Source organism: Streptococcus sp. 400_SSPC, assembly GCF_001072745.1.
Classification (GTDB): Bacteria; Bacillota; Bacilli; order Lactobacillales; family Streptococcaceae; genus Streptococcus; species Streptococcus xiaochunlingii.
This window is the reverse complement of sequence record NZ_JVIQ01000017.1, coordinates 81,276-99,488: the sequence shown is the minus strand read 5'-3', so window position 1 is coordinate 99,488 and position 18,213 is coordinate 81,276. Positions and strand designations below refer to the sequence as shown.

The window sequence follows — 18,213 nt, the reverse complement described above, 5'->3', positions numbered from 1 at the left end:
TTACCAAAAAAAATGAAAAATAGGAAATAATTTTCATCAATTTTCACGAATTCGGACAGGATTTTTACCCCTATTTTTGGTAAAATAAAAAGAAGTGATGCATGCTAGAGAAATGAGTATAGAAAGTTAAGATAAGAGAATGAAACAGGGAACATTAATTTCAATTGAAGGCCCAGAAGGTGCAGGGAAATCCTCCGTTTTAGAAGCCTTGCTACCACGCTTGGAAAAGGCAGGGATTGCCTATATTACCACGCGGGAGCCAGGGGGCGTCGAAATAGCAGAAAAAATACGCGAGGTCATTCTAGATCCATCCCATACGGAAATGGATCCCAAGACAGAATTGCTTCTTTATATCGCCAGTCGTCGCCAACACTTGGCAGAACGTGTCCTTCCAGCTTTGAAAGCAGGGAAGCTAGTTATCATGGATCGTTTTATCGACAGTTCGGTAGCATACCAAGGCTTTGGGCGTGGATTAGCAGTAGCAGATATTGAATGGTTGAACCAATTTGCGACTGATGGTCTGAAACCCAATCGGACCTTCTACTTTGACATTGATGTAGAAGAAGGGTTGGCGAGAATTGCTAAGAGTGCTAGCCGTGAAGTCAATCGCTTGGATCTAGAAGGACTCAGTCTCCATCAGAAAGTCCGTCAAGGCTATCTGGCTATCCTCGAAAAAGAACCACAACGTGTGGTGAAAATTGATGCCAGTCAACCTTTTGACCAGGTGGTCGAAGATACTTGGCTATTATTGAAAGAAATCTTGGAGATCAGTGAATGAAGTTAGAACAAGTGCAAAAACTTCAACCTCAGTTAGTCGATCGCTTCCAAGCTATTTTAGAACAAGACCGCTTGAGCCACGCCTATCTCTTTACAGGAGATTTTGGCAGTTTTGAGATGGCCCAGCTCTTGTCCCAAAGTCTCTTTTGTACGGACAAGAAGGGTGTTTGGCCCTGTGGGACTTGTCGGGCTTGTCGCTTGATTGAAGAGGATGAATTCTCAGATGTAACGGTTGTCCGACCGGTCAATCAAATCATCAAAACGGATCGGATCCGGGATTTGATCCAGCATTTTTCTCAGTCAGGCTACGAAGGATCCAAGCAAGTCTTTATCATCTGCGATGCAGACCGGATGCATGTCAATGCGGCCAATTCCCTCCTCAAGGTCATTGAAGAACCTCAGAGTGAAGTTCATATTTTTCTGCTGACAGCAGATGAGCAGCTGGTTCTCCCGACCATAAAAAGTCGGGCGCAGCAGGTCCATTTTCCAAAAAACCAAGATTTCCTAAAAGAGTATCTCCTTCAGGAAGGTCTCTTGCTTCAACAAGCAGATTTGTTAGCCAACTTTAGTCAAGGTTTCCAAGAGGCTCAAATTCTCGCTCAGAATACCTCCTTTTTCGATCTGACGAGGGAGTGTGAGCGTTTCGTTGCAGCTTGTCTAAAAGCAGATCCGCATATCTACTTACTGGTCTCTCGCTTGGTTCAAGAGACGGATGATAAAGAAAAGCAGGCTCAAGCCTTTCGCTTGTTGGAATTGCTCTTTGCACGCTCCATCGGTCAGTCCTTAGGAAGAGACTATCTAGAAAAATTGGTCTTGGCCAAACAGATGTGGGAACGGAATGTGAGTTTTCAAAATGCTCTCGAGTATATGGTCCTACAGTTGAAAAATAGAAGGTAAAGAGATGAATAAAAAAGAATTATTTGATGCTTTGGATGGCTTCTCCCAGGAATTGCTGGTTACATTAGCAGAGGTTGAAGCCATTAAGAAAAATCTCAAACTCATTGTCGAGGAAAATACAGCTCTGCGTCTTGAAAATGATAAATTAAGAGAGCGCTTAGGAGAAGTGGAGAAAACCAGCTCCCCTAAATTCCATCGCAATGGTCGTGAAAATTTACAAAGAATTTACAATGATGGATTTCATGTTTGTACAGACTCCTATGGTCAACGTCGTGAAAATGATGAAGAGTGTATTTTCTGTGATGAATTGTTATTTAGGGAGTAAATATGCAGATTCAACGAAGTTTTAAAGGGGATAAAGCGACAGGGACTCTATTTTTAGTGCCAACCCCAATTGGCAATCGGGATGACATGAGCTACCGCATGATCCAAACTCTAAAAGAGGTGGATCTGATAGCAGCAGAAGATACACGCAATACAGGACTCTTGCTCAAGCATTTTGAGATTGCGACACCACAAACTAGCTTCCATGAGCACAATGCCATGGAGAAAATCCCTGATTTGCTAGCTCATTTAGAGTCTGGAAAGGACCTGGCCCAGGTATCGGATGCAGGACTGCCCAGTATTTCGGATCCAGGTCACGACCTGGTCAAGGCGGCTATTGAACGAGAAATCCCTGTTGTGGCAGTTCCTGGCCCGAGCGCCGGCATTACCGGCCTAATTGCCAGTGGCTTGGCACCCCAGCCCCATATCTTTTATGGCTTTCTTCCACGCAAGGAAGGGCAGCAAAAGGCCTTTTTCCAGGAAAAGCTAGCCTATCCTGAGACTCAGATCTTTTATGAGTCTCCGCACCGAGTTCGTGCGACCCTTGAAAATATGCTGGCAGTATATGGAGACCGTCCAGTTGTGCTGGTCCGAGAACTGACCAAGATCTATGAAGAATACACGCGAGGGACCATCGCAGAGTTAGTGGACTATCTGGAGGAAAATCCCCTTAAAGGAGAGTGCCTTCTGATTGTAGAGGGAGCCAGTGAACAGGAGCTAGATCTAGAAGAAGTGGATCTGATCCAAGAGATTGATCTTCTGGTCCAGTCTGGCATGAAAAAGAACCAGGCAATCAAACAGGTTGCCAAACAATTCGGGCAGCAAAAGAGTGATCTCTATGCCCGATACCACCAAGAGGAAGAATAAGGAGAGTCTGATGGAAATTAGAATGGCCTATCCCAATGAAATCAATCGGATTATGGAAATCATTCAAGATGGCAAGGACAGCTTAGCTGCAGCTGGAGTGGACCAATGGCAGGATGGTTATCCGGATCAAGAAATCATTTTTGAGGATATCCTAGAAAGCCGTGGTTATGTAGCTGTAGAGAATCAAGAAGTCGTAGCTTATGCCGCTCTCTACAAGGGAAATGAAGCAGCTTATAATGACATTTATGACGGAAAATGGGAACATGATAACTATCTCTATATCAGTTTTCACCGGATCGCTGTTGCCAAAGAAGCTGCTGGACGAGGCGTAGCCCAAACCTTCCTTCAAGGCTTGATCGAAGGAGAAAAGGGCCCAGATTTCCGCTGTGATACCCATCCTGACAACAAGGTTATGCAACATCTTTTAGAGAAGTTAGGCTTCCATTACTGTGGAAAAGTGCCAATTGATGGGGTTCGTCTCGCTTATCAGAAGATCAAACGAAAGGCAGAAACCAGCCTCTTCCAAGTGATTAGCGAAGATGATCGTTGGGACTACCGTGCAGAACAGTCTCAAAATGACTAGGTTCTATCGGCAACTCTATCAGAGTCCCTTGGGACCTCTATCTATTGTGGTGGATGAGGAAAGCCTAGTTGGGATCTGGTTTTGTGACCAAGCCAATTGTGAGCAGGGGCTTGAGCATATCGAAGCAGCTTGTCAGCCACTTCATGAGGCTGTCTTTGAATGGCTGGATCAGTACTTTTTAGGGGAAAATCCTTCCATGCCCTTTCCCCTGTCTCCTCAAGGGACAGACTTTCAACAAAGAGTTTGGGCCTATCTAGCTCAGATTCCCTATGGGGAAAGTCAGACTTATGGAGAGATTGCCCGGGCCTTGTCTTGTGGATCGGCCCAAGCCATCGGTCAAGCAGTAGGTCGGAATCCCTTGATCCTCCTCATCCCTTGTCACCGGGTGCTGGGGACGGAGAAAAAGTTGACAGGCTATGCTGCTGGACTAGATCGCAAGCGTTGGCTGTTGCAACATGAGGCCATATCTTGGAAAGAATAAGGAGAAAAAATGTTATCATTTATTGAATACCCAAAATGTTCGACCTGTCGCAAGGCGAAATCGGAATTAACGAGCTTAGGCTGTGAGTTTGATAGCCAAGACATCGTGGTAGACACACCGACCAGTGAGCAACTACAAACCTGGATCAAGGAGTCTTCCCTACCAATCAAATCATTCTTTAACACCAGTGGGATGAAGTATCGGGAATTGGGCTTGAAAGACAAGGTGGATCAGCTTTCGGTAGAAGAAGCGGCAGACCTTTTAGCTAGCGATGGCATGCTGATCAAACGCCCTCTCTTAGTGAAGGATGGAAAAGTTGTTCAAGTAGGCTACCGGAAGCCATATGCGGACTTAGGTTTGTAAGAAAAAAGGGAGTTGGACTCCCTTTTAATTCTGTCTTGAAGATGATATAATCATACGAGTGAAATCAATGAAAGAGAGTCAATCATGAGTATTTTAGAGGTGAAAAATTTAAGCCACGGCTTTGGAGACCGGGCTATTTTTGAGGATGTGTCCTTCCGCTTGTTAAAGGGAGAGCATATCGGTTTGGTTGGAGCCAATGGTGAAGGGAAATCCACCTTCATGAGCATCGTGACCGGCAAGATGCAACCCGACGAAGGGAAGGTTGAGTGGTCTAAGTATGTGACCGCTGGCTATCTTGACCAGCATGCTGTCCTAAAAGAAGGGCAAACGGTGCGCGATGTTTTGCGGACAGCTTTCGACGAGCTCTTTAAAGCAGAGGCTCGCATCAATGACCTCTATATGGAAATGGCTGAAGATGGAGCGGATATGGATGCTCTCATGGAAGAAGTCGGAGAGCTCCAGGATCGGTTAGAGAGTCGGGATTTCTATACCTTGGATGCCAAGATAGATGAAGTGGCGCGGGCTCTTGGGGTCATGGATTTTGGCATGGAGACAGATGTAACGGCCCTTTCAGGTGGGCAGCGGACCAAGGTCCTTTTGGCTAAATTGCTCCTTGAAAAACCAGATATCCTTCTCTTGGACGAGCCAACCAACTACTTGGATGCGGAGCATATCGATTGGCTCAAACGTTACTTGCAGAACTATGAAAATGCCTTTGTCCTCATTTCCCACGATATTCCTTTCTTGAATGATGTAATCAACATCGTCTACCATGTGGAAAATCAACAGTTGACCCGCTATTCAGGAGATTACTACCAATTCCTTGAAGTCTATGAAATGAAGAAATCGCAATTGGAAGCGGCTTATGAGCGCCAGCAAAAAGAGATTGCTGATTTGAAAGATTTCGTAGCGCGTAATAAGGCGCGTGTGGCTACACGGAATATGGCCATGTCTCGTCAGAAGAAGCTTGACAAGATGGAACTCATTGAGTTGCAAAGTGAGAAACCAAAACCATCCTTTGAATTTAAAAATGCCCGAACTCCTGGACGCTTCATTTTCCAAGCCAAGGACCTTCAAATCGGGTATGATCGTCCTTTGACCAAGCCTTTGAACCTAACCTTTGAACGCAATCAAAAGGTAGCCATCATCGGGGCCAACGGGATCGGGAAAACCACTCTCTTGAAGAGCTTGCTAGGAATCATCCCACCGATTGCTGGAGAAGTAGAGCGGGGAGATTACCTAGAGCTTGGCTATTTCGAGCAAGAGGTCGAAGGGGGCAATCGTCAGACACCGCTGGAAGCAGTCTGGAATGCCTTTCCAGCTCTCAATCAAGCAGAGGTTCGTGCTGCCCTTGCTCGCTGTGGCTTGACGACCAAGCATATCGAGAGCCAAATTCAGGTACTATCCGGTGGGGAGCAAGCCAAGGTACGCTTCTGTCTCTTGATGAACCGTGAAAACAATGTCTTGGTACTAGATGAGCCGACCAACCACTTGGATGTGGATGCCAAAGATGAATTGAAACGGGCCCTTAAAGAGTACAAGGGATCGATCCTCATGGTTTGCCACGAGCCAGATTTCTATGAAGGTTGGATGGACCAAATCTGGGACTTTAATGAATTGACGTAAACACAAAAAGAGAACCGCTTGGTTCTCTTTTGCTTATTTCTTGAAATCGTAGTCTTTTACGATTTCCATTTTTTCAATTTTGACATCTTCTTTTGGTTTGTCTTTGTCGTCCGTTTCAACTTCGGCGATTTTGTCGACTACATCCATGCCGTCGATGACTTGTCCAAAGACAGTGTAGTTCCCACCATCAAGGGTAGGGTTCCCACCATTCTTATAGGCTTCGATGATTTTAGCAGGGAAGCGCTCAGTTGGAAGCTTGCTGGACCAGTCTTCTTTATTTTGGTTAATATAGAATTGGCTACCATTTGTATTTGGTCCAGAATTGGCCATAGCTAAAGCACCACGAAGATTGTAGAGGTAAGGGGAGTATTCATTTTCAAAGCCTGCTCCTGAATCTTTAGAGGTATCTTTTCCTTTCCAAATGGACTCACCACCTGTACCATCTCCTTTAGGATCTCCTGTTTGGACCATAAAGTTATTAATCACGCGGTGGAAGAGGAGACCATTATAATAGCCTTCCTTAGCGTGAGTTAAGAAATTCTCAACGGCTAAAGGTGCGTATTTCGGAAAGAGCTTAACGGTAATGTCCCCTTTGTTGGTCGTGATTTTCACGACAGCTTCATCTTCAGCAACTTCGTTGGAGAGCTGAGGAAAGACCGCATTTTCATTGGTCATCGCATCTTGGATATCCTTACGAAGCTGATCTAATTTCTTTTGTTCACTAGCATCTACGCTAGAAGTAGTTGTTTGCTTAGTTTCTGAAGCCGAGCTAGAGGATGTCTTTGTATCTGATTGATTAGAGCCACATCCTGCCAAAGCTAAACCGGAAAATACAAGTAGGGCAATTAATTTTTTCATATTAATCCTTTCAACACATTAGTCTATCCTCTATTGTACCTTAATTTTCCATTTGATTCAAATCTAGCCTTGGAATGAGGCGATATTCAGCTTGCGGGCCTATGAAAAATGAGGTATGATGGGAGGTAAGTCGTTTTGTTGGAAAATGAACGAATTCCTAAAATAAAACAAATCATGGAAAGGAGGCTACAAGATGGATTATAAAACTCTACGTAAAAACTATGGACTCTATATTAGATCTGCAGGCGTCTTAGCAATGCTTTTGATTATTTGCGTGGGGTTCGTGGTCAGAGATACTCTTCTTCAGACTGCTGGCCTCTTATTGGTCCTTGCAGGCTTGTTTTTATTCATCCAATGGCTCAAGAAGAGCTACACCAAAAAGTGCAACACCTTGCTGCATGTAGACTTAGATTTAGCTTTTTGGCAGCAATACCTTCAGTTGAACAAGAATGTGAAAAAGCCCATTTTACAGATAGATATGAAGCTGACATCGGTTGCCTATTCTTTTATGATGGGAGATTTCGATACTGTCATAAAAGAAGCTAGGGAAGCACTCAGCCAGAAGGAACTACCGCAGAAATATAAGAACTTTTTTGAGAGTTATCTTATTCGTTCGATCGTGCTGACAGATACTGATTTGTCTAGAGAAGAGCTGGAGGCTAGGCTAAATGGTTTGACCATTACAGACCCTACACTAGCTGAGAAAACTAAAAAGGTCTGTCTCGCTCTTTATGATTTAACCATTGCCCACCAAAGCAATGACTATTTCGAAGATTTATGTAATGATTTCAAGTACCAGCAGTTGGAAATGATCTACTACCAAGCCTTGAATGCTACTCTTAAAGGCGATAAGTCTAGAGCGGAAGAGCTCTTTCGCAAGTTGGTTTCAGAAGATGAGTCGCTCTATATCGTTCGAAAGGCGCAACAATACTTGAAGGATGAGGGGAATTATCTATAAATCCTCCAATCAAAACAGAATTTTTCCAAATGAAGGTATAAATAGGTAAAGAGAGATAGGATTAAAATGGAGAAACAGATGACAACTATTTCAGATATACTAGAAAAATTTTATGCAGATTACGAGGTGAAACCTTATATTTCGCTTGAGAGAGACTTGGAAGCTTGGTTGTTGGATCCAAAGCCTGTTTCTAAACGAAATATGGAGTTGCTCCAAGATGGCTTGCTTGCGGGGGATATCATTCTCTTGTAGCGGATCCATTTTGGAACATTTACGACGGAGACTTGGTTTCCTAAGTACTTCGAATATACTTATGGGATTCATGCGCCGGAACATTTGAAGGCTTTGGTAGATAAGGGGTATGCAGTTATCGAATCCGCTTTTGATTCGCTGGACCATATCAATGCGACCATGAAAAAAGCCATTCTCAAAAAGAAGGGAGTCGCGGGCTTGTCCAAAATGAAAGCAGCCGATTTGAACCAAGCTTTGGCGGATCACTTTACCGAAGAAGAGTTGGCACAAGAGTTCACAGTTCGGGGCTATCAGTTGACGGAAAAAGGAAAACAAGCGTTGAAAGAGCATCAAGTTATCGTCGACCGCCACCCAAAGAAAAATCTATAAGTAACAGTACCTGTGAGGTGCTGTTTTTTGTTGTTGCTTTCGCAGATGAGAGAAAAGGATTTTACTAGAGAACTAGTCTAGAAATGTGGTATAATTAAGGTTATGGCAAACAATAATCAATCAAAAAAAACACGGTCGACAAGACGACTGTCTAAAGCAGAAATAGAAAGAAAAAAAGCAATTCGCCGAATGATTATGACGATTGTCTTAACTCTCGTCTTCATTTTCGCCTTTTTACGATTAGGGGCCTTAGGCTTAGTGACCTACAACCTTATCCGTCTCTTGGTAGGTAGTCTGGCTTACGTAGCGATGACGGCTGTTATTGTCTACCTCTTCTTTTTTAAATGGATTGAGAAGCATGAGGGAACCTTGTCTGGCTTTTTAAGTCTTTTTGCAGGCTTGCTACTGATCTATCAAGCTTACTTTGTCTCCCTCTTGAAACTTGAAGGTTCTTCTTTCGGGCCAACCTTCTCACGTATCTTAGGGGACCTCGTGCACCTTCGCGTCTCTTCTTTTGCAGGAGGTGGTTTACTGGGAGCGATCTTATATACGCCGATTGCCTTCTTGCTCTCGAACATCGGGACTTATTTCATTGGAGGGCTCTTGATTGTATTAGGACTTCTCTTGATGAGTTCTTATTCGGTTTATGACTTGTACGAGCAGGCTGTCGCAGCTTTTCACTCCTTTATGGAAAAACGGGAAATTCGTCGCCAAGAGCGCTTTGTCGAGCGTGAAGAGAAGAAGGCCCTTCAAGCAGAAGCAGAGGAGGCTGCCCGCATCGAGCAACTTGCAGAAGCTAGTCCCATGAGTATAGAAAGCTATCCTGTAGATCTTGAGACAGGCGAGGTCATGGAACCTGTGATCGAAACAGAAGCGCCTGCAGAGGAGGCCTACCCTCAAATTTATCTACCAAATGAAGAGGAAGGCTATTCGGAAGAATGGTCGGAGGACTACCCAGAGGAGATGGAGGAAGTCGCAGAAGAGGAGGATATGGATGAAGAAGTCACTGTAGACTTCACGCCTAAGGAACTCCTTCAATACAAACTTCCAACCATTGATCTCTTCGCACCTGACAAGCCGAAAAATCAATCCAAAGAGAAAAATATCGTTCGTCAGAATATTCGCATTTTGGAAGAGACCTTTGCAAGTTTCAATATCAAGGCGACAGTGGAGCGGGCGGAAATCGGCCCCTCTGTTACTAAGTATGAAGTAAAACCGGCTGTCGGTGTGCGGGTCAACCGCATCTCCAACCTAGCAGATGATTTGGCCTTGGCCCTAGCAGCCAAGGATGTGCGGATTGAAGCACCGATTCCAGGGAAGTCTCTGGTCGGGATTGAGGTGCCCAACTCAGAGATTGCGACCGTTTCTTTCCGTGAATTGTGGGAACAGTCCAAAACTGATCCTACCAAACTCCTTGAGATTCCTCTTGGGAAGGCTGTAGATGGCTCAGCTCGGACCTTTGATTTGGCTCGGATGCCCCACCTCTTGGTAGCGGGTTCGACCGGTTCTGGTAAGTCGGTAGCGGTCAATGGCATTATTTCGAGTATCTTGATGAAGGCCCGTCCGGACGAAGTCAAATTTATGATGGTCGATCCAAAGATGGTGGAGCTTTCTGTCTACAATGATATTCCCCACCTTTTGATCCCAGTGGTGACCAACCCACGCAAGGCCAGTCGGGCCCTACAAAAGGTTGTCGATGAGATGGAAAATCGCTATGAGCTCTTCTCAAAAGTGGGAGCTCGCAATATTGCTGGCTTTAATGCCAAGGTGGCTGAGTACAATGTCCAGTCTGAGATGAAGCAAGTGCCCCTTCCATTGATTGTGGTCATTGTCGATGAGTTGGCAGACTTGATGATGGTCGCAAGTAAAGAAGTGGAAGATGCCATTATTCGTCTGGGACAGAAGGCGCGTGCAGCAGGGATCCACATGATCTTGGCAACCCAGCGGCCATCGGTTGACGTTATCTCAGGTTTGATCAAGGCCAATGTGCCTTCTCGTGTCGCTTTTGCGGTATCATCCGGGACCGACTCACGGACCATCTTGGATGAAAATGGAGCGGAGAAACTGCTTGGTCGTGGAGACATGCTCTTTAAACCGATCGATGAAAATCATCCAATCCGTCTGCAAGGCTCCTTTATCTCAGATGACGATGTGGAGCGGATTGTTAACTTCGTCAAAGAGCAAGCTGAAGCGGATTATGATGATGCCTTTGATCCAGGTGAAGTATCTGAGTCAGACTTTGATGGAGGTATGGGTGGCTCAGACGAAGGCGATCCTCTCTTTGAAGAGGCAAAGGCGCTCGTGATTGAAACTCAAAAAGCCAGTGCTTCGATGATTCAGCGTCGCTTATCGGTTGGTTTTAACCGGGCCACTCGCCTCATGGAAGACTTGGAAGCAGCGGGTGTCATCGGACCAGCTGAAGGAACCAAGCCAAGAAAGGTCTTACAGACCAATTAATCTTTCTTTAAATGAAGAAGGAATGAGATATTTGACAATAGCAAAAACCTGCCTGTACAAGGGGCAGGTTTTGTTTACGATAAAAAAGAAAAGGACAGTAGATGCATCTCGATACCATTCACCACATTGCCATTATTGGCCACGATTATGATAAAACCAGAGAATTTTATGTAGATAAGTTAGGCTTTGAACCTTTAGACGAACACCATCGACCAGAAAAGCAGGATATTCTCTTTAATATTCGAAAAGGAAACCTGACCTTGGAAATATTTATCAAACCAGATGCCCCCAAGAGACCCTTTCTCCCTCATCCAGAGCATACCGGTCTCCGTCATCTGGCTTTTAAAGTGGAAGATGTCCAAGCCTGTCTAGCAGAGTTTGACCAATTAGGAATCCCTCATACAGAACTACGGGTGGATGATTTTGATGGGCGCAAAATGGCCTTCTTCTTTGATCCCGATGGCTTGCCTCTTGAACTTCACGAATAGGTCTACACAATCTTCGGTCTCTAGTCCCAAGCCAGAAGACATTCTTTTTGCTAAACTAGATACAGAAAAAAGAAAGAAGAAAATATGGAAGAGAAGCGATATAGCGGGCTAACGAATGAGCAAGTCCAAAGCAGAATCAGAGAAGGAAAACAAAATCGAGTAACCATCACGGCAGAAAAGTCGACCAGAGAGATTATTTATTCAAATGTCTTTACCTATTTCAACCTGGTTTTTGGTATTCTAGCTATCTTATTGATACTAGTACGGTCTTGGAACAATATGTTATTTGTTCCCATTGTGGTCGTTAACTCCTTGATTGGGATTGTTCAAGAATTGCGGTCTCGGCGGATTTTGAATAAGATGCGCCTCCTTCAAGTGGAGAAAGCTCGAGTGATTCGAGAAGGAGAACGGCTGGATCTTCCTGTCGACCAGGTGGTAGAGGGGGATGTCGTCTTGTTCCAAGCAGGGGATCAAATCTATGCGGATGCCAAGGTTCTGGATGGCTCGATCATGGTCGATGAGTCTCAATTAACAGGTGAAGCAGATGAAATCCCTATAGGTGAGAATCAGAAACTCATGTCAGGAAGTTTTGTCATCTCTGGTCAAGCAGTTGCCGTCTTAGAACAAGTAGGAGATGCGTCTTATATTAATCAGCTGAGTCTATCTGCTAAGAAAGTCAAGGGACACGAAGAATCCGAAATGGTTCATGCGGTGGATGGTCTCGTCCGAATGATCGGAATGATTCTCATCCCGATTGGCTTGCTCTTGTTCTTGCAGAGCTATCTAGGAAATCAAGACTCCCTCAAAGTTAGCATCACCTCTATGGTTGGTGCCATCATTGGGATGATCCCAGAAGGACTCTACCTCTTAATGACCCTGGCCTTGGTGCTTGGAGCAACCCGCTTAGCCCTTCAAAAGGTCTTACTCAACAGTATGAAGGGAATTGAAACCCTATCTCGTATCGACGTCCTTTGTTTAGACAAGACGGGAACCATTACCGAACACAGGATGCAGGTGAGTGATCTCCTCCCCTTGGCACTAGATGAAAAAGAAGGCAAAGAAATATTAAGTCACTATCTTCAGGCCAGTGAGGATCAGAATGATACCATCACGGCCATTCGGCAGTATCACTCAGTCCAAACAAGTGAAGTTTGGACCGTCCAAGACCGTCTTCCTTTTTCATCTAAGAAGAAATTCGGGGGACTTCAGTTCCAACAAGGGATCTACCTATTAGGAGCACCGGATGTTTTGCTCAGAGATGATCTCGATGCTTACCAAGAAGTCTGGCAGCGAGAGATCGAACGAGGAGCGCGTGTCCTTATTTTGGGGCATTACCAGGGGGAGCAGTTGACGGAAGTATTAGAAGCTCCAGTCCTTCCCCTTCTAGCCTTGGTCTTGGAGAATCCTATACGATCGACTGCCCCTGAAACTTTCGCCTATTTCAAAAAACAAGGGGTGACCATCAAAGTTATCTCAGGGGATCATCCTGTGACAGTTGCTGCCGTTGCTCAGAAAGCAGGTATTCCTGATGCAGATCAAGTGGTCGATGCGAGTCAGCTTAAGACATATGAGGAGGTAGTAGATGCAGCACGGTCCTACACAGTCTTTGGACGAGTTAGTCCAGAGCAAAAACAAATCCTCGTAGAGAGCTTGCAGGCGGATGGTCATAAGGTTGGAATGACAGGAGATGGGGTCAATGATATCCTCGCTATGAAAAAAGCTGATTGTAGTATTGCCATGAATACGGGACACGATGCGACCAAAAAGGTAGCTCAGGTTGTGCTTTTAGACTCAGACTTCTCCCACATGCCGTCGATTGTGGATGAAGGTCGCCGAGTGGTCAACAATATTCAACGTTCAGCGAGTCTCTTTTTGGTCAAGAATATCTTTTCAATATTATTGGCTATCTTGGCTATTCTCTTTGCTTTCACTTATCCCATTCAGGCTTCTCAAATGTCCTTGATCAGTGGATTTACCATTGGAATCCCCGGTTTCTTACTAGCCCTGGAGAAGAATCGTGCCCGGATAGAAGGAGACTTTATTGAAACCGTGATAGAGCAGGCTCTTCCAGCTGCCTTGACCAATCTCATATCGGTCCTTTTTCTTGTGGTTCTGGGTCCTTTCCTTGGATTAAGTCAGGGAGATATTTCGACCATCTCGATTTACCTGCTAGCTTTGATTGGCTTTACAAAAGTATACCAACTCAGCCTTCCCTTTAATCATGTAAAATTGGGCATTATCCTTCTAAATGTAGCAGGATTTTGTCTGTCGGTCTTTGTATTTTCTTCCATTTTTAATCTCAGTCAGCTTCATCTGACTGGCTGGATCTTGACCCTTGTCCTAGGACTAGTCATGGAAGGAGTCTTATGGGTGATGAATCGTCTTGTATATACCTTGGTGACCCATCTGCATAAGTCCAGAAACAAATAGAAAAACGGTATTAGCTAAACCATCTTGGATCTAGTTAATACCGTTATTTTATTATTAAAATCAGATAAAGAGACTAATCGTCATAATGAGGTATAGGAAGAAGGTAATGAGAAAACCTGCGCGCCAAAAGTACTTAAAAAATTTCGGATAGTAAAAGCTATGTCTCTTTTTCAAGAAATAGATAGTCAAGCCGATAGCTAAGAGGGACAAGGCCAATAATAATTGCGGCAACAAATTATGATAGTAAGCCGCATCTGAAATTAAATAGTATTCAAGCGCGAACAGAGGAAAAGCTAGATCGGCAAAATTCCAGCCATATCGATGCAGTTTAAAGACTCGAATAATAATCCCACTGAGAATCAGGGTCAAAAAAATAAATACAAGGGAAGCAACTTTTATTAACATACCTCCATTTTATCACAAAAGTAAAAAAAGTGTGATGGAAATGAAATTTTTTCTTGCATTCGGAAGAAAATAGTGTATAATAGAAAGGTATGCGCAGAGCATACTTGTGGGAGGTAAAAATCTGTAATTACCGCCAAAACCACAAAGGAGGATTTAAGAAATGGCTAAAAAAGTCGAAAAACTTGTAAAATTGCAAATCCCTGCTGGTAAAGCTACTCCAGCTCCACCGGTTGGACCAGCACTTGGTCAAGCAGGTATCAACATCATGGGATTCACTAAAGAGTTTAACGCTCGTACAGCTGACCAAGCTGGAATGATTATCCCAGTTGTGATCACTGTTTATGAAGATAAATCATTTGATTTCGTTACAAAAACACCACCAGCTGCTGTTCTTTTGAAAAAAGCTGCAGGTGTTGAAAAAGGATCAGGTACACCTAACAAAACGAAAGTTGCAACAGTTACTCGTGCGCAAGTACAAGAAATTGCTGAAACTAAGATGCCAGATTTGAACGCTGCAAACATTGAGTCTGCAATGCGTATGATCGAAGGTACTGCTCGTTCTATGGGATTCACTGTTACTGACTAATTGTAACAATCCTATTTGCCCGCAATACACTTGATCATGAGACGAGTGACGTGGGAGATGAAAATCGATATGACCACATTACAAGGAGAAAGATAAAATGGCTAAAAAAAGCAAACAACTTCGTGCTGCACTTGAAAAAATCGACAGCACAAAAGCATACAGCGTAGAAGAAGCTGTAGCTCTTGCAAAAGAAACTAACTTTGCAAAATTTGACGCAACTGTAGAAGTTGCTTACAACTTGAACATCGACGTGAAAAAAGCTGACCAACAAATCCGTGGTGCAATGGTATTGCCAAACGGAACTGGTAAAACTGCTCGCGTTCTTGTATTTGCACGTGGTGCAAAAGCTGAAGAAGCAAAAGCTGCTGGTGCAGACTTCGTAGGTGAAGATGACCTTGTTGCGAAAATCAACGATGGTTGGTTGGACTTCGACGTTGTTATCGCTACACCTGACATGATGGCTCTTGTTGGACGTCTTGGACGTGTCCTTGGACCACGTAACTTGATGCCAAACCCTAAAACTGGTACTGTAACAATGGATGTTGCTAAAGCAGTTGAAGAGTCTAAAGGTGGTAAAATCACTTACCGTGCTGACCGTGCAGGTATCGTACAAGCGATCATCGGTAAAGTGTCATTTGACGCTGACAAATTGGCTGAAAACTTCAAAGCTTTCAACGATGTTATCCAAAAAGCAAAACCAGCTACAGCTAAAGGTACTTATGTAACTAGCTTGACTTTGACTACAACTCAAGGTCCTGGTATCAAAGTGGATGTTAACTCACTTTAATTAGAAATCAAAGCTACCTTCGGGTAGCTTTTTTGACAATTCTTTCACTTAATTCTAAAAATATATCTAACTTCTGGCAGGGAATTGAAGTTGGAAGGTTTAAAATATTTTTGATAAATATCACTATATAAAAAACGCTTTTTGTGGTAAAATAATACAGATTAAAGAAGGAGTGACAAAATGGTAGAACCTAAGTATAAACGTATTTTAATTAAGTTATCAGGTGAAGCATTAGCTGGTGAGCGTGGTGTCGGAATTGATATCAAAACGGTTCAAAAGATGGCCCTTGAAATCAAAGAAGTTCATGACCTTGGAATTGAAATTGCTCTCGTTATCGGTGGAGGAAATCTCTGGCGTGGAGAACCTGCGGCGGAAGCAGGTATGGATCGCGTTCAAGCAGATTACACTGGAATGCTTGGAACAGTTATGAATGCCTTGGTGATGGCGGATTCTCTTCAACAGGTTGGAGTAGATACGCGTGTCCAAACAGCGATTGCCATGCAACAAGTCGCTGAGCCTTATATCCGCGGCCGTGCCCTTCGTCACTTGGAAAAAGAGCGTATTGTTATCTTTGGTGCAGGCATTGGTTCTCCATACTTCTCAACGGATACAACGGCTGCTCTTCGTGCCGCTGAAATTGAAGCAGACGCAATCTTGATGGCTAAGAATGGTGTTGACGGCGTTTATAATGCTGATCCAAAGAAAGACAAGACAGCTGTGAAGTTTGAAGAATTAACTCACCGTGATGTCATCAATAAAGGCCTTCGTATCATGGATTCGACAGCATCGACCATCTCAATGGACAATGATATTGACTTAGTCGTTTTCAACATGAATGAGCCAGGGAACATCAAACGCGTTGTCTTTGGAGAAAATATCGGTACTACTGTTTCTAATAATGTAGAAAAATAAGGAAGTTAGAGGAATAAAATGGCAAATCCAATCGTAGAAAAAGCTAAAGAAAGAATGACTCAGTCTCACCAAAGTTTGGGACGTGAATTTGGAAGTATCCGTGCAGGCCGTGCAAATGCAAGTCTCTTGGATCGTATTTATGTTCAATATTACGGAGTTGATACTCCATTGAATCAAATCGCATCGATTACCATTCCAGAAGCTCGTGTGATGTTGATCACACCTTTTGACAAGTCTTCATTGAAAGATATCGAGCACGCTTTGAATGCTTCTGATCTTGGCATTACTCCAGCCAACGATGGTTCGGTTATCCGTTTGGTCATCCCAGCTTTGACAGAAGAAACTCGTCGTGACTTGGCCAAAGAAGTGAAAAAAGTCGGTGAAAATGCTAAAGTAGCGATCCGTAACATTCGTCGTGATGCGATGGATGAAGCGAAGAAGCAAGAAAAAGCTAAAGAAATCACTGAAGATGAATTGAAGAATCTTGAGAAAGAGATCCAAAAAGTAACCGATGATGCTGTGAAACATGTTGATGAAATGACAGCACACAAAGAAAAAGAATTGCTTGAAGTTTAATCATTTCCAGCAGTTTACAGAGGAAATGAACTCAGTTGGCACTGCTGGCTGAGTTTTATTTCCATTAAGGGGCTATTGATGAGCTTTAGCCAGAAAGAAGGAAAAAATGAATACCAACCTCGCACATGATATCGTGGGCCTTGTAACGGATGAGAATGATCGCTTTTACTTTGTCCAGAAGGATGGGCAGACTTATGCCTTGGACAAGTCTGAAGGAGAGCATGCACTTGGAGAATCCGTCAAGGGCTTTGCCTATACGGATATGAAGCAACGTTTGCGTCTGACCACCCTAGAAGTCACAGCCCGTCAGGACCAATTTGGCTGGGGGACAGTGACTGAAGTTCGCAAGGACCTGGGTGTATTTGTCGATACGGGTCTACCCGATAAGGAGATTGTCGTCTCTCTGGATATTTTGCCAGAAATCAAGGATCTGTGGCCGAAAAAAGGCGATAAACTCTTTGTTAGCCTAGAAGTTGATAAAAAAGATCGGATCTGGGGTGTCTTGGCCTACCAAGAAGACTTCCAACGAATTGCTCGTCCAGCCTACAACAATATGCAAAACCAGAACTGGCCGGCCATCGTCTATCGCTTAAAACTTTCAGGGACCTTTGTTTACCTGCCTGAAAACAATATGCTGGGCTTTATCCATCCAAGTGAGCGCTATGCCGAACCCCGTTTGGGACAAGTCTTAGATGCTCGGGTCATCGGTTTCCGAGAGGTGGATCGGACCTTGAATTTGTCCTTGAAACCACGCTCGTTTGAAATGCTTGAAAACGATGCGCAGATGATTTTGGCCTACTTGGAGGGGAATGGTGGCTTTATGACCTTGAATGACAAGTCCTCCCCAGAAGAGATTAAGGCAACCTTTGGAATTTCCAAGGGGCAGTTCAAAAAGGCTCTGGGTGGCTTGATGAAAGCGAAAAAAATCAAGCAAGACCAGTTTGGAACGGAACTAATCTAAGAGGAGCCTTATGCGAAAATCATTTTACACTTGGCTGATGACAGAGCGCAATCCCAAAAGCAATGCTCCGAAAGCCTTGCTAGCTGATCTAGCTTTTCATGAGTCTGCCTTTCCAAAACATACAGATGATTTTGATGAGGTCAGCCGCTTTCTGGAAGAACATGCCAGTTTCTCCTTTAATCTAGGAGAATTTGATGCGATCTGGGAAGAATACTTAGGTCATTAGTAACAGGAGATAGTGGTGAGCCGGGGATGG

General features: G+C 44.0%; 20 protein-coding genes and 1 pseudogene. 19 read left to right on the top strand and 2 right to left on the bottom strand.

The window, feature by feature from the left end; genetic code table 11:
- The first annotated feature begins 139 nt into the window (after window positions 1-139).
- The 8 genes from tmk (at window position 140) to ADH49_RS03595 (ending at window position 5,918) form a co-directional block, all read left to right on the top strand.
- Window positions 140-778 carry a dTMP kinase gene (tmk, locus tag ADH49_RS03630; RefSeq protein WP_048689690.1) on the top strand — a complete coding sequence of 213 codons (639 nt, stop codon included), beginning with the start codon at window positions 140-142 and terminating at the stop codon, window positions 776-778.
- Window positions 775-1,674, top strand: a complete 900-nt coding sequence (locus ADH49_RS03625) for a DNA polymerase III subunit delta' (protein ID WP_048689687.1) — start codon at window positions 775-777, stop codon at window positions 1,672-1,674. Before tmk ends, ADH49_RS03625 begins: the two co-directional genes overlap by 4 nt.
- 4 nt (window positions 1,675-1,678) lie before the next feature.
- Entirely contained in the window at window positions 1,679-1,999 is a 321-nt protein-coding gene (gene yabA, locus ADH49_RS03620; RefSeq protein ID WP_023024026.1) for a DNA replication initiation control protein YabA, read from the top strand.
- 2 nt (window positions 2,000-2,001) lie between these two features.
- Window positions 2,002-2,865: a 16S rRNA (cytidine(1402)-2'-O)-methyltransferase gene (rsmI, locus tag ADH49_RS03615; protein ID WP_048689684.1), complete on the top strand. Its 864-nt coding sequence runs from the start codon at window positions 2,002-2,004 to the stop codon at window positions 2,863-2,865.
- A gap of 10 nt (window positions 2,866-2,875) precedes the next feature.
- A complete protein-coding gene (locus ADH49_RS03610) occupies window positions 2,876-3,448 on the top strand; it encodes a GNAT family N-acetyltransferase (RefSeq protein WP_048689681.1) in 573 nt (190 codons plus the stop codon).
- Window positions 3,441-3,929, top strand: coding sequence for a methylated-DNA--[protein]-cysteine S-methyltransferase (locus ADH49_RS03605; protein ID WP_048689678.1), 489 nt, complete (start codon window positions 3,441-3,443; stop codon window positions 3,927-3,929). The genes ADH49_RS03610 and ADH49_RS03605 overlap by 8 nt, the downstream gene beginning before the upstream one ends.
- A gap of 9 nt (window positions 3,930-3,938) precedes the next feature.
- Window positions 3,939-4,292: an arsenate reductase family protein gene (locus ADH49_RS03600; protein ID WP_048689675.1), complete on the top strand. Its 354-nt coding sequence runs from the start codon at window positions 3,939-3,941 to the stop codon at window positions 4,290-4,292.
- 84 nt (window positions 4,293-4,376) lie between these two features.
- The gene (locus tag ADH49_RS03595) at window positions 4,377-5,918 is read left to right on the top strand and encodes an ABC-F family ATP-binding cassette domain-containing protein (RefSeq protein ID WP_048689672.1); all 1,542 of its coding nucleotides are present in this window, start codon (window positions 4,377-4,379) and stop codon (window positions 5,916-5,918) included.
- A 33-nt stretch (window positions 5,919-5,951) separates the two neighbouring features.
- Here the strand turns inward: ADH49_RS03595 and ADH49_RS03590 are convergent, their stop codons facing one another.
- Window positions 5,952-6,776 carry a peptidylprolyl isomerase gene (locus ADH49_RS03590; protein ID WP_048689668.1) on the bottom strand — a complete coding sequence of 275 codons (825 nt, stop codon included), beginning with the start codon at window positions 6,774-6,776 and terminating at the stop codon, window positions 5,952-5,954.
- A gap of 193 nt (window positions 6,777-6,969) precedes the next feature.
- Here ADH49_RS03590 and ADH49_RS03585 point away from each other — a divergent pair, with 193 nt between their 5' ends.
- From ADH49_RS03585 to ADH49_RS03560, 5 genes and pseudogenes are all read left to right on the top strand, one after another.
- Window positions 6,970-7,734, top strand: coding sequence for a hypothetical protein (locus tag ADH49_RS03585; protein WP_048689665.1), 765 nt, complete (start codon window positions 6,970-6,972; stop codon window positions 7,732-7,734).
- 66 nt (window positions 7,735-7,800) lie between these two features.
- Window positions 7,801-8,355 (top strand): annotated as a pseudogene (locus tag ADH49_RS10475) (hypothetical protein).
- Window positions 8,356-8,457: 102 nt separating this feature from the next.
- A complete protein-coding gene (locus ADH49_RS03570) occupies window positions 8,458-10,812 on the top strand; it encodes a DNA translocase FtsK (protein ID WP_048689658.1) in 2,355 nt (784 codons plus the stop codon).
- Window positions 10,813-10,913: 101 nt separating this feature from the next.
- On the top strand, window positions 10,914-11,300 hold the full coding sequence (locus ADH49_RS03565; protein ID WP_048689655.1) for a VOC family protein: 387 nt from the start codon (window positions 10,914-10,916) through the stop codon (window positions 11,298-11,300).
- Between the two features lie 84 nt (window positions 11,301-11,384).
- Window positions 11,385-13,730 (top strand): HAD-IC family P-type ATPase, encoded by a 2,346-nt coding sequence (locus ADH49_RS03560; RefSeq protein WP_048689652.1) that lies wholly within the window; start codon window positions 11,385-11,387, stop codon window positions 13,728-13,730.
- A gap of 60 nt (window positions 13,731-13,790) precedes the next feature.
- Here ADH49_RS03560 and ADH49_RS03555 read toward each other — a convergent pair whose 3' ends face one another.
- Window positions 13,791-14,135 carry a DUF3397 family protein gene (locus ADH49_RS03555; RefSeq protein ID WP_048689649.1) on the bottom strand — a complete coding sequence of 115 codons (345 nt, stop codon included), beginning with the start codon at window positions 14,133-14,135 and terminating at the stop codon, window positions 13,791-13,793.
- Window positions 14,136-14,295: 160 nt separating this feature from the next.
- Between ADH49_RS03555 and rplK the strand changes: the two genes are divergently transcribed.
- The 6 genes from rplK (at window position 14,296) to ADH49_RS03525 (ending at window position 18,183) form a co-directional block, all read left to right on the top strand.
- Window positions 14,296-14,721: a 50S ribosomal protein L11 gene (gene rplK, locus ADH49_RS03550; protein ID WP_006595850.1), complete on the top strand. Its 426-nt coding sequence runs from the start codon at window positions 14,296-14,298 to the stop codon at window positions 14,719-14,721.
- 97 nt (window positions 14,722-14,818) lie between these two features.
- Window positions 14,819-15,508: a 50S ribosomal protein L1 gene (gene rplA, locus ADH49_RS03545; RefSeq protein ID WP_048689645.1), complete on the top strand. Its 690-nt coding sequence runs from the start codon at window positions 14,819-14,821 to the stop codon at window positions 15,506-15,508.
- A 180-nt stretch (window positions 15,509-15,688) separates the two neighbouring features.
- Entirely contained in the window at window positions 15,689-16,420 is a 732-nt protein-coding gene (gene pyrH, locus ADH49_RS03540; protein ID WP_006595852.1) for a UMP kinase, read from the top strand.
- A gap of 18 nt (window positions 16,421-16,438) precedes the next feature.
- On the top strand, window positions 16,439-16,996 hold the full coding sequence (gene frr, locus ADH49_RS03535; RefSeq protein WP_048689643.1) for a ribosome recycling factor: 558 nt from the start codon (window positions 16,439-16,441) through the stop codon (window positions 16,994-16,996).
- Window positions 16,997-17,102: 106 nt separating this feature from the next.
- On the top strand, window positions 17,103-17,957 hold the full coding sequence (gene cvfB, locus ADH49_RS03530; protein WP_048689640.1) for an RNA-binding virulence regulatory protein CvfB: 855 nt from the start codon (window positions 17,103-17,105) through the stop codon (window positions 17,955-17,957).
- Between the two features lie 10 nt (window positions 17,958-17,967).
- Window positions 17,968-18,183, top strand: a complete 216-nt coding sequence (locus tag ADH49_RS03525; RefSeq protein ID WP_048689636.1) for a YozE family protein — start codon at window positions 17,968-17,970, stop codon at window positions 18,181-18,183.
- Window positions 18,184-18,213 lie beyond the last annotated feature (30 nt).